The organism is Paenibacillus phytohabitans, assembly GCF_013141775.1.
In the GTDB taxonomy this organism is placed as follows: Bacteria; Bacillota; Bacilli; order Paenibacillales; family Paenibacillaceae; genus Paenibacillus_AQ; species Paenibacillus_AQ phytohabitans.
In genome coordinates this window covers 104,390-117,000 of sequence record NZ_WHOB01000097.1, presented here as the reverse complement: position 1 = coordinate 117,000, position 12,611 = coordinate 104,390, and the positions used below count along the sequence as shown (strand labels likewise).

Below are 12,611 nucleotides of genomic sequence, written 5' to 3'. Positions count from 1 at the left end.
AAGCTTCAGTATGAATGCTGCCGCCCGTTCGAATCATCCAGCGGGTCCTGGACTCAAAATGCCACCAGCGGCTTCAGCTGCTCCAGCAGCTTCGGCCCGATCCCCTTGACCTTGCCCAGATCGGTCAGGCTGCGGAACGCTCCCTTGCTGCTGCGGTACTCGATAATCGCCTGCGCCTTCTTCTCCCCGATACCCGGCAGATCCATCAGGGCTGCGGTATCGGCAATGTTCACGTTGACCCTGCCATCAGCAGCTACTGCTGTAGCTACTGCTCCTGCGGCACCAGCTGCTTCAGCGCTCCCAACTACTCCAGCCGTCCCGCCACTTGCAGCGCCCTCGTTTCCGGATGCTCCTGCCATCCCACCACCTACGCCGCCACTTCCCTCTGCTCCAACATTCCCTCCATTAGCGGCTCCACTCCCAGCTACTCCTGCGATCCCGCCACCAACCGCCGCCCCGGCCTTACCGTTCGTATTCCCGTCATCCCCACCTGCCGCTGCCCCGGCTGTCCCCACCGGCACAGCACTTCCGGCCGCTGCGGCCTTTGCGTCTTTCCCGCCTGCACTCCCGCCCTCACCGCCAGCTGCTGCCAGGGCTTTGCCACTCCCGGCACCGCTACCACCAATAGCCGCTGCCCCTTCAGCACCACCGCCACCCTCTTCACCACTCTCCCCTGCCGTTCCCGCGCCGCCATCCGCCACCCCCAGCGCCTGCGCCATCCCGGCGTTCAGGGTCTCCCACCCGGCGATGCCGTTCTCTGCCCTGTGGTCTGCAGCCCAGACCAGGCCGCCGCCCAGCAGCGCAGCGGCAATGGCGCAGCCGATCATTCTTTTGCCCATGAAGCTGTCCTCCTTCAGTAAACTGGAATTTTATTCAAAAACAAGTTTAAAACCTGTCATTTGTCCAAGACTGCCGTGCATACATTGAACGAAGAGTATTCCTGTAAGCCCAGAACCCAGCAACATTAGAAAGGAGGTAACCACAGGATGAAAGTGGGATTTATCGGAACAGGCAGCATGGGCGGTCTGCTCATCGACACCTTTCTTCGTTCGGGAGCCCTTGATCCGTGTGATGTGCTGGCCAGCAACCGCAGCCCGGGCAAGCTGAGGGAGCTGAAGAAGCTTCATCCCGGAATCACTGTATGTTCGGGCAACATCGAAGCCGCGTCCGAGAGCGATATCGTGTTTCTGTGTGTCAAACCTTTGCAGTTCAAAATGTTAAGCGATGAGATTGCCCCTTACCTGCGCAGCGAGCAGATTGTCGTATCCATTACTAGTCCAGTTCAGCTGTACCATCTTGAATCCGTACTGCCCTCCAAAATTGCCAAGATTATTCCCAGCATCACCCATTCCGTCAAAAGCGGGACTTCTCTGTGCATCTTCGGAAGCAGATTAAATAAAAAAGACAGGCTGGTCCTGCTCCGGCTATTCTCATGTATTGGTGTTCCTGCGGAAATCCCGGAGAGTCATACGCGGATTGCCTCTGATTTCTCCAGCTGCGGCCCGGCGTTCATCAGCTATTTCCTGGAACGGTGGATCGAAGCGGCTGTAGAAGCAACCGGCATTGATGAGGCCCTGGTCAGCCGTCTGGCCGGTGAAATGCTGCTTGGTACAGGCAAGCTGCTGACAGAAGGCTCCTTCACCCCGCAGGGGTTGCAGGAACGGGTTGCCGTCCGCGGAGGCATTACAGCGGAAGCGCTGAACCACCTGCGCACGAGTCTGGAAGGGGTGTTCGAACGCCTGATCACCACTACGCATGACAAATACGATGAAGATGTGGAAAAGCTCGACGAGCTGTTCGGGCGCAGTAGCATCGTCCAGAGCCCACTTGACCGCTAAGGCAGCTGCGGCGATAGCCTTCTGCCAACGTCCATTGCCATAGCTTATTGCAAGGGCTGTATGCCTTGCCATCGTCCTTCTCCTCTTGCCATGCCGCCTTAAGCTACGCTCTGCCTCTCCGTTCTCCGCTTCCGGTGAACTGCCGGAAACCAATAAAACCCGCAGCACGGAGTCATCCGTTGCTGCGGGCAATGTTGCGTTCTTCGCTTAACCCACTACTATATTTACCAGCTTGCCGGGAACGGCAATAATTTTACGTACGGTTTTGCCTTCGACGGCTGCCTTCACGTTCGGCAGGGCCAGTGCATGGTTCTGCATATCTTCCTGACCCATATCCATAGGGATCAGTGCGCGCTGAACGATTTTACCGTTAACCTGCACGACGATTTCCACTTCCGCATCTACGGTCCAGGCTTCATCATAAGCCGGCCATGCGACATAGCTGATGCTTCCTTCGTGACCCAGCAGCTGCCACAGCTCTTCGGCAATATGCGGTGCCAGCGGCGACAGCATCTGGACGAACTGTTCTGCGGCTTCTGTGGACAGGCTCTCCTGCTTGTAAGCGTCGTTGATGAAAATCATCAGCTGGCTGATCGCCGTATTGAACCGCAGATGTTCAAAGTCTTCGGTTACCTTCTTCAGCGTCTTATGCCAGGTCCGTTTGAATTCATCGGTACCGCCATCTGCCGAGATCTTAGCGCTGATGCTGCCATCTTCGTTCACGAACAGGCGCCATACGCGGGAGAGGAAGCGGTGGATGCCTTCCACGCCTTTTTCATTCCAAGGCTTAGTCGCTTCCAGCGGCCCCATGAACATTTCGTAGACGCGCAGTGTATCTGCGCCGTAAGCTTCTACGATTTCATCCGGGTTGATGACGTTGCCGCGCGATTTACTCATCTTCTCATTGTTGTTCCCCAGGATCATCCCCTGGTTCACGAGCTTGTGGAACGGTTCCTTCGTATCGACTACGCCGATATCATAGAGAACCTTGTGCCAGAAGCGGGCATACAGCAGGTGGAGCACCGCATGCTCAGCTCCGCCGATATACAGGTCAACCGGCAGCCATTCCTTCTGCTTCTCCGGTGAACACAGCTCCTGATCATTATGCGGATCGATATAACGCAGGTAGTACCAGCAGCTGCCGGCCCATTGCGGCATGGTGTTGGTCTCGCGGCGGGCTTTCATGCCGGTCTCCGGATCGATCGTTTCAACCCACTCGGTTACATTCGCCAGCGGAGATTCACCTGTGCCCGAAGGCTTAATCGCATCCACATCCGGCAGTACCAGCGGCAGCTGGTCTACAGGAACGGTCTTCATTGTGCCGTCTTCCAGATGCAGAATCGGAATCGGCTCGCCCCAGTAACGCTGGCGGCTGAACAGCCAGTCACGCAGGCGGTAGGTTACTTTGCCCTTGCCGCTGCCTTTCTCTTCCAGCCAGGCAATCATTTTGGCAATGGCTTCGGTATTGGACAGGCCATCGAGGAATCCGGAATTCACATGCGGACCGTCGCCGGAATAAGCCTCTTCTTCGACGTTGCCGCCTTGCACTACTTCAATAATGTTCAAGCCGAACTGCTTGGCGAACTCCCAGTCACGGGTATCATGACCCGGTACAGCCATAATCGCTCCGGTTCCGTAGCCGGCCAGCACGTAGTCGGCAATCCAGATCGGCACCTGTGCGCCGTTCACCGGATTAATCGCATAAGCGCCGGTGAAGACACCGCTTTTCTCCTTGGCCAGATCGGTACGTTCCAGATCACTCTTGCGTGAAGCCTTGTCGCGGTAGTCCGCAACGGCAGCCTTCTGCTCTTCTGTTGTAATCACATCAACCAGCTTATGCTCGGGTGCCACAACGCAATAGCTTGCTCCGAACAGGGTGTCCGGACGGGTGGTGAACACTTCAAGTGTAGCCTCATGCCCTTCAATGGCAAAAGTCACCTCAGCACCGGTCGATTTGCCGATCCAGTTGCGCTGCATATCCTTGATACTCTCTTCCCAATCCAGCTCCTCCAGATCCTCGAGCAGGCGGTCAGCATATTCGGTAATTCTCAGAATCCACTGGCGCATCGGTCTGCGGACCACGGGATGGCCGCCGCGCTCGCTTTTGCCGTCGATCACTTCTTCATTCGCCAGGACGGTACCCAGCGCTTCACACCAGTTCACGGAAACCTCAGCTACATAAGCCAGACCGCGGTTGTACAGCTGGATGAAAATCCACTGCGTCCATTTGTAGTAACCCGGATCAGTTGTGCTGATCTCGCGGTCCCAGTCGTAGGAGAAGCCCAGCGACTTGATCTGGCGGCGGAAATTGTCTATGTTCTTGAAGGTAATGTCACGCGGATGCTGTCCGGTATCCATCGCATACTGCTCAGCCGGAAGTCCGAAAGCGTCCCAGCCCATCGGGTGCAGCACGTTGTAGCCGCGCATCCGTTTGAAGCGGGAAACAATGTCTGTAGCGGTATAGCCTTCAGGATGGCCTACGTGCAGCCCTGCGCCGGAAGGATATGGGAACATATCCAGTGCGTAGAACTTCGGTTTGCCTGCTTCTTCACTTGTTTTGAATGTCTTGTTCTCGTCCCAGAATTTCTGCCATTTCGGCTCGATGGTCTGGGCGCGGTAGCCGGTGTGGGCTTGGGTAAATGTGTTGTCGCTCATCTTATGCTCCTCCTTGGAGTGTTGCTGTCTTGGTTAACGCTTTTTTAAAAAGAGTTCAGAGAACAAACTGCACTGCGAAAAAGTTTTGGGCTTCCGATCGCTGTTATTCTCCGATTTCATGATTTGAACCGCTATTTGCGGTAGAAATCCGAGAATAAAGGCGAACACTTCGTTTCTACAGCTCCAAAATTTCTCTCCGTTCCGTTTCTCTGTAACTTTTATAGATTCCATCTGTTCGCCTGGCGGAGCAGCAAAGTCCAAGAACCCGCAATGATTCGCTGAGCCGGAAGGGCTGAAAAGCCAACCCGCCGTTGATTCGCCGGGGTGGCAGGAACCCGCCCAAGCTTCGCCGGGCCGGCAGAATCCGCAAAGCCCAGGACCCGCTTCGGTTCGCGGAACTGCTGGAATATCCTTGACCGTGCGGCGCCACTGGAACCATCCCAGCCTTCCCGCCACTCCGCCGGGCTAACCGCAAAAAAACCTCCCATCCCTAGCGTATTATCGCTAGGGACGAGAGGTTTGAATTCCCGTGGTACCACCCTAGTTAGCGGCGGACATTCTTTGTCCGGCACTCACTTTGACACCCTTTAGCGGGGGTGAGGCGACGACGGTTCACACGCCGGTCTCCTTATTAATGAAGCTTAAGGAACCCTGCGGCTCGCGCCATTACTCCGAGGTGAGTTCACTGCGGTCCGTTAACCGGCTCGCACCTGGGGTGCCGGCTCTCTGAATAACGGTCTCACGAATTAATACTCCTCTTCATCGCACTGCTATGTGTACTGCTCTTTACTCGTAATATTCACCACATTATAACCAAAAGATACATGTACCGTCAATGATTTAACGATATCCCTGCTTTTATGCCGGCTTTCTGCGGATATAATAGGCGATGATATGCTGAATGACCACTTTGCCGGCTGCGAAGAACGGCACCGCCAGAATCAGTCCGATCATTCCGGCGATCTCCCCGCCGACCAGCAGCGCGAAGATAATCAGCAGCGGATGCAGATGCAGCTTCCGCCCGACCACCTGTGGCGAAATAACGTTGCTCTCCAGCATTTGGCATAGTGTATTCACCACAGCAACCATCAGTACCAGGCGCCACGAGAGGGTTGAAGCCATTACAATGGCCGGAGCCGCCCCCAGAAACGGACCCATATAAGGCACAATGTTAAAGACCGCTACTACGCAGGCGAAGAGCAGCGCATAAGGCATACCGATAATCATATAGCCGATATAGGCCAGCACGCCGATGATGATGCAGACAAGAAACTGCCCGCGGATATAGTTGCCGAGTGCCTCATCAATGTCCTTCAGCAGGGTGACAATCGACTTGCGGCGGGACCGGGGCAGGCAGGATACGACGGTTCTTTCGAACACATCGAAGTCCTTCAGGATGTAGAACACCAGAAAAGGCACAATGAATGCATTGAACAGGATGCCAATGGTTGAAGCAATATTATCAAGGAAGTGGGAGATGCCTTCGGCCAGGCGGTTTTCCAGCTGATAAAACCAGTTATTCATTCCCGTCTCCACACCGGGCGGAATCAGTCTGGAGTTCATGCCCCGCATCAGGCCCTGCGCATGCAGTGTCATCTCCGGCAGATGCTCGTTTAGCTCCTCAAGCTGCTCGATGAACATGGGGATCAGGTTGATCAGAATGACCGCCAGTGAGGTGAGAAATACGGCATAGATCAGCAGGACGGCCACGCTGCGCGGCATTTTTCTCCTGGAGAGCATGGAAACCACGGGATTCAGCACATATGAGATGATCATTGCCGCCAGGAACGGGGCGAGGATCGCTTTTAGAAACAGGAATATTCCCTCCAGCATGGGGCGGAGCAGCCAGACGAAATACAGAATGATCAGGGAGAGCAGCACGCCGATCATCCAGCGGAACCATTTACTTTGGGACCATTGCTCCATGAGCACACCCTCCTTGCAGCAGTTCTGGACTGGCTTCAGTACTAAGTAAGTATATGTATGCCTGCCGCAAAATAACCGCCATTTCCCGCCAGCCTCATGAAACTTGATGATCTTGATTATTTGGTATGCAAATTCACAACTTGTTATAGTCCACCCCGCCCGCATCAGGTAAGATTAACCCGTAATTACAAACGCTTTCACGGGGAGCTGATGGTGTAATGAGGAATTGGAGAAAAATGTGGAGGGGCAGCCTGGCTATAGCATTGATGAGCTGTTTTATGATTACAACGCCTGCTTCGGCGGCAACGGTCTTTTGGGAACCGCTAACCTATTTCAATGCAGATACATGGGCCAAGGCAGACGGCTACTCCAACGGGGGCATGTTCAATTGTACGTGGCGTGCGAATAACATCAGCTTCACCAGCGGCGGACAGCTGCGGCTGGCCCTTACAAGTCCGGCCTACAATACCTTTGACGGTGCCGAACTGCGCTCTGTGTATAAATACGGCTACGGTAAATACGAAGTGAATATGATGCCGGCCAAAAACACCGGAATTGTCTCCTCCTTCTTCACGTACACCGGCCCGTCGGACGGCAACCCCTGGGATGAGATTGATATCGAATTCCTCGGCAAGGATACGACCAAGGTGCAGTTCAATTATTTCACGAACGGTGTAGGCGGCCATGAAAAGGTGGTAAATCTGGGATTTGACGCCTCACAGGGCTATCATATCTATGCTTTTGACTGGCAGCCCGGCTCGATCAAGTGGTACGTCGACGGAGTGCTGAAGCATACGGCCACCAGCAATATCCCCACCCACGCCGGTAAAATTATGATGAACATCTGGAACGGTACAGGGGTAGATTCCTGGCTCGGCGCTTATAACGGTGCGAATCCGCTCTACGCCTATTATGATTTTGTGAAATATACCAGCAACTGAACAGGCCCCCCGGGACCAACTGCTTATGCTGCAAAAAAACAGGAGACTGCGTATGCCGGAAGCATCCGGTATACACAGTCTCCTGCTGTATTCCAAGGCAAACCCGGCTGTCCTCAAGGGAGCTTCCGGTACCGTATTACGGCTGGGCGAGATACCACTCGCCCACTTCCCTGGTAACCTGCTCACCGCCATACTGCGACCATTTGGTGACAAAGGCGGGGAATTCGCTTACCGAAAGATCACCAAAGATGATCTGCTCGAACGTCTTCTGTTCCAGCTTCTGCAGCAGCTCCCAGCTGGTCCGCATGGTGCGTGTGGGCGGACCGGTGAACTGATCCTGGAGGGAGGCATCCAGCTGCGAGAGCAGCACAGGAGCTATATCTTGGGGAATCTCCTTAATCACTCTGGACGGAATACGGGCTCCATCGAAGGTCAGCGTATAGGACTCGACACGGATCCCTCCCTGCGGGAGCAAGGCCGGATCCGTCACAGTCTCGCCATCCTGCTCCGTCCAGTCATATCCCTTAGCCAGCCCGTTTGCGAATTCTCCGCTCGAGGTGGCGTAATAATCGAACAGATAATTCTGATAGGTGAAAAAGATTTCCGGATGCTCCATCTTCTTATTGATCAGAATGGCTCCGTTAACAGGAAGCAGCCCCCGCCGCTGCACCCTCCCGTCAGGTCCCGAAGGAAGGGGGACGGCCTGGATTACGGCCTCCGGGTCAAGATCCGCCAGCTTGGTCAGCGGCCAGCCCCTCATCCAGAACGGCCCGGCAATGATGCCGGCCTTGCCCGAAGTGAATAGCGCTGCGGCTCCTTCTTCATCCTGCCAGGCGTTATCCTTGGAGAGGTACCCTTTGTCCACCCAGCTCTTCATGAGGGCAAGCGCCTGCCCGGCGGCCGGCATCACGGACCCGTACTGCAGAGTGCCGTCCGGCAGAGTGTTCCACTGCTCGGGGACTGTCCCGAAGGCTCCGAAGATCCAGCTTGCATCGCCCATCCAGGTGCTGGCTCCATTTCTGAAGCTTACAGATAATCCGAACGTATCCTTCAGGCCGTTCCCGTCCGGATCACCGTTTGCAAAGGCATCCATAACCGTCTCCAGCTCATCCAGGGTCTCCGGCACTGGTAGCTTGAGCTTCTTCAGCCAATCTGCGCGGATCCATAATACCGGGTCCGAGTTATATTCATAATCGAGAATGGGAATTGCATATTGCTGGCCGTCCCGCTCCAGGCTGTTCCAGACCGCCGGCTCCTCGTCCATTGCAGCCTTCCATGCCGGAGAGGCATAACGCTGGAACAGGCTGCCGGCTTCCCGGAATTGACCGGAATCAATCAGCTCCTGAATCACTTCGCGGTCCCGTGTGGTTACGATATCCGGCATATTCCCTTTGGCCAGCTCCAGACGCAGCTTATTGGCATAGATCTCTGAGGAGCCGGGTAACGTCCATAAATAACGGATGCGGATTCCCAGCCGCTCTTCGGCCCAGCGGGTATGCACGTTAGACTCCAGGCTTTCGCCTTCTTTGAAGCTCATGTCGGGATTAATCACTCCGACGGTATATAAATCTACAGCGGGAACGTATTTGCCAAGCCGTTCATCATAATGTACAGTCTGAGCCTCTGGCTGCACGGCTGCCGGAATGATATCAGAGGGATCATCTCCGGCGAAGGAGCAGCCGGAGACCAGCATGATTCCTACAGCGAGAAGTGCATATAGACGCATAGTCTCCTCCTAACAGCGTTTTCATAGTAACGAATATTCAAAAGTATAGCATAACTGCCGGTGCAAATATGGTATAGTTTTCATGATTCATGAAAGCGGTTCAATCTATTATATACTTGAAGAAAAAGGATGATTAACAGCGGATGCGCGCTAACTTGTTCGTCAAAATGGTTGCTATTCTGATCTCGCTCATTATGGTAACCCTTATCTTCTACGGGTTCTCCTACCGCAAGGATATCCGCGTCATCACCCGGCAGATCAAGACGACTGACCTGAACCATCTGGAGTTTCTGACTGCGCAGATCGACAATAATATTAACCAGCTGGCCGGAAGCGTATATGCCCTGCGGCGGGACCCGACGATCCGTGATTATGTGCAGCTGCAGCAGCTCGGCCATCTCATAGATGTCAGCCAGACCATCCGCACGGTGCTGGAGAAGCTGTCCCTGCAGACCGGCTCAAGCACCTGGGAGAATCAGCTTCTAATCTTCAACCTGCTTAAGGGAGAGACGCTCTCCACCGATCCTTCCCTGAGCTTCGACACAGCCGATTTGCGGCATTCGCTGCCTGCAGGCTGGGAATATTCGCCCGGCCCCTCCGGGAATAGCGGCGCTGGCGGCTTCCGGCTGATGCTCTCCGATCCGGCTAATTTCCGGGAGAAGCCGTCCCAGGCTAATATGATCATTGAAGTGAAGTTCCCTGTCTCCAACATTGCTAAAATGCTCGGGAGTTACCAGCCGCCGGGCAGCGGCGGTACCTTTCTCTATCATACCGGCTACGGGGTACTGAATCCGCAGCCTGCGGACGAACAGATTGCCGGGCAGCTGGTGAGCCAGTTGCCCGATTTCCCGCAGGCTCAGGAGATCTCAACGATTCTTAAGCTGGGGAATGGAAGCTATCTGGTCAGCGCCGTCCGCTCGGCCACGCTGGGCTGGCATGTCATCCACTACTCCCCGCTGGAGCAGATTCTGCAGCCGATTCACAGCAGCCGTTATTCTTTCATTACAGCGACCGTTGTGCTGCTGGGGATGAGCCTGCTGCTGACGCTGCTCTTGTACCGTCAGGTGCAGCGGCCGATCAGCCTGCTCCTGCGTTCGCTGAACCGCATGAAGGAAGGCCGCTGGTCCACCCGTATCCATGTCCGGACCAACAGTGATTTCTCGCTGCTGAACCAGGAGTTTAACGAGATGGCTGCCACGCTGCAATCCTTGATTGAACAAGTGTATCTGGAGCAGCTGCGGGCTAAGGACGCTTATCTCAAACAGCTGCAGTCACAGATTAACCCGCATTTTCTGTACAACTGCCTGTTCTTCATAAAGAGCAAGGCCAGCATCGGAGATACGGACTCTGTCGAGGCCATGGCACTGAATCTTGGAGAGTACTACCGCTATATCACCAGGATGGATCATTCACTGACTACGGTTGCCGATGAAGTCAAGCTGCTCGAGAATTATCTGTCGATCCAGAACCTCCGCAAGCAGCGGCTCAGGTATGAGCTTGAGATTCCCGCAGAGCTGCTGGACGAGCGTATTCCGCGCCTCTTGATCCAGCCGCTGGTGGAGAACAGCATCATCCACGGGATTGAGCGAAGAATCGGCCTCGGCTTCATTCTCATCCGTGCCGCCCGCAGCGGCAGTGAACTCGTCATCTCCGTTGAAGATAACGGAGCCGGAATGGATGAGACCGGAATCGCCTTGCTGCAAGACCGTCTGAATGAACAGGAGCGCCTGGACGGCGGCTGCGGCCTCTGGAATGTGCAGCAGCGCCTGAAGCATCAATTCGGCGAAACATCGGCAATCCTGATTACAGCATCTGAGCAGGGCGGACTTATGGTCACCCTGCATATCCGGAAGAAAGAGGACAACTATGTATCAGATTCTGCTGGTTGACGACGAACCCTATGTTGTAGACGACTTATTCATCTCCATCCCCTGGAATGAGCTGCAGGTCGAGCAGGTGCACAGAGCCTATTCGGGATACGAGGCGCTGGAGATTCTCCGCCAGCACCCGGTGGATATTGTGGTCACCGACATTAATATGCCGGAGATGTCCGGCCTGCAGCTTATCGGGCATACCCGCCGGGAGTGGAAACACATCAAAACGGTTCTGCTGACCGGATATTCGGAATTTGAATACGCCAAACAGGCCATTTCCCAGCAGGCCAGCGCTTATCTGCTGAAGCCGATCGGCAACGGGCCGCTCATGGAGGTGCTTGAACAGCTGCTGCTGGAGATCCGGAAGGAATGGGAGACCCGCGCTTCCTATCAACGGACGCTGCAAACCTTCCGCGAGCACCTGCCTCTGCTGCGGGACCGGCTCCTCAACGGGCTGCTGCAGGGCCGCAAGCCGGGCAACCGGCAGCTGGTAGAGCAGCTTGACCAGTTCAGTCTGCCCTTCACACTGGAGCGGCCGGCGGCCTTGCTGGTGATCCGGCTGGAGGATTATTTTCAACAGCATGATGTGAACAGTATGCAGTTATTTGAATATGCGATTGTCAACATCGCCCATGAGCTGTTTCAGGAGCGGTTTGCCATGTGGTCCTGCAAGGATGTCCATGATTATCTTGTGCTTGTTCTTCAGCCGCTTACGGAGGATTGCCGGGACAACCTGCCGTCCCTGCACAGTCAGATGATCCAGACGGCTTACCAGCTGCAAAAAAACGTAAGCACCGTCATCGGCGGCGGCATTTCCGTGATTGCTACAGGCTGGGGATCGTTCCCGGATCAGGTGTACAGCCTGTACCAGACTGCCATATCCACGATCAGAGCGCATATCGGCCACGAAACAGGTGTTTTTCTGAAGGCGGAAGACACCGCAGAGAAGCGGATCACGACCCTTCAGTCGCTGTATGAGCCGCCCACTCTGTTCCATCTGCTGGAGGCTAGTAACTGGGACAGCATCGAGTCCAAAGTCCGGAATATCCATGCCGAGCTAATAGAGACGGACGGCCATTCCCCGGAGCATATTGAAGAGGCCAAGCTGTATATGGAAACGGCCTTCTACTATTTCGCCCACAAAAACAATACAATGCTCGGGGACATCACCGGGAGCACCATGCCTGGCGGGGGAAGCTTCCACACTCCGGACAAGCTGCTGGATTATGCACTACGGATGCTGGCGCTGCTTAAGGAGCATTTTGACAGTGAACGCAAGGATATGCGCAGTGTATTGATTCAGAAGGTTCATGAATACATCGATCTCAACCTGCACTACGTGTCGCTGAATGCTATTGCGGACGAGGTTAAGCTGCATCCAGTCTATCTCTCCAAAATCTATAAGGCAGAGACCGGGAAACGGCTCAGTGACCATATCAGTTCAGCTAAAATGGAAAAAGCCGCTTACCTGCTTACCCATTCCGCACTTAAAATCTATGAAATATCCGCTGCACTCGGCTACTCCAATGCCCATTATTTCATTAAGCTGTTCAAGGAATACAGCCATATGACGCCGCAAGAATTCAGGGACCGGGCGAATTAGCCCCGGTCCCTGCTCTATTCTGCCTGCTGTGCAGGCAGGTGTAATTAT

The 12,611-nt window shown here is 54.8% G+C and carries 8 protein-coding genes; 4 read left to right on the top strand and 4 right to left on the bottom strand.

Annotation, left to right across the window (positions count from 1 at the left end; genetic code table 11):
- Nucleotides 1-53: 53 nt before the first annotated feature.
- Nucleotides 54-839, bottom strand: a complete 786-nt coding sequence (locus tag GC101_RS34110; RefSeq protein WP_246354638.1) for a ComEA family DNA-binding protein — start codon at nt 837-839, stop codon at nt 54-56.
- 147 nt (nt 840-986) lie between these two features.
- Between GC101_RS34110 and comER the strand changes: the two genes are divergently transcribed.
- Nucleotides 987-1,838: a late competence protein ComER gene (comER, locus tag GC101_RS34105; protein WP_042139487.1), complete on the top strand. Its 852-nt coding sequence runs from the start codon at nt 987-989 to the stop codon at nt 1,836-1,838.
- 207 nt (nt 1,839-2,045) lie between these two features.
- On the opposite strand, the gene leuS is transcribed toward comER, so the two are convergent.
- Both leuS and GC101_RS34095 read right to left on the bottom strand, forming a co-directional pair.
- Nucleotides 2,046-4,493 (bottom strand): leucine--tRNA ligase, encoded by a 2,448-nt coding sequence (gene leuS, locus GC101_RS34100; protein WP_171720918.1) that lies wholly within the window; start codon nt 4,491-4,493, stop codon nt 2,046-2,048.
- Nucleotides 4,494-5,351: 858 nt separating this feature from the next.
- Nucleotides 5,352-6,419 (bottom strand): AI-2E family transporter, encoded by a 1,068-nt coding sequence (locus GC101_RS34095; RefSeq protein ID WP_171720917.1) that lies wholly within the window; start codon nt 6,417-6,419, stop codon nt 5,352-5,354.
- Between the two features lie 266 nt (nt 6,420-6,685).
- Between GC101_RS34095 and bglS the strand changes: the two genes are divergently transcribed.
- Complete coding sequence (gene bglS, locus GC101_RS34090; RefSeq protein WP_246354643.1) at nt 6,686-7,360, top strand: beta-glucanase; 675 nt, start codon at nt 6,686-6,688, stop codon at nt 7,358-7,360.
- 136 nt (nt 7,361-7,496) lie between these two features.
- Here bglS and GC101_RS34085 read toward each other — a convergent pair whose 3' ends face one another.
- Complete coding sequence (locus GC101_RS34085; protein ID WP_171720916.1) at nt 7,497-9,086, bottom strand: extracellular solute-binding protein; 1,590 nt, start codon at nt 9,084-9,086, stop codon at nt 7,497-7,499.
- Nucleotides 9,087-9,229: 143 nt separating this feature from the next.
- Between GC101_RS34085 and GC101_RS34080 the strand changes: the two genes are divergently transcribed.
- Entirely contained in the window at nt 9,230-10,975 is a 1,746-nt protein-coding gene (locus tag GC101_RS34080) for a sensor histidine kinase (RefSeq protein WP_171720915.1), read from the top strand.
- Entirely contained in the window at nt 10,953-12,563 is a 1,611-nt protein-coding gene (locus tag GC101_RS34075; RefSeq protein WP_171720914.1) for a response regulator transcription factor, read from the top strand. The genes GC101_RS34080 and GC101_RS34075 overlap by 23 nt, the downstream gene beginning before the upstream one ends.
- The last annotated feature ends 48 nt before the right edge of the window (nt 12,564-12,611 follow it).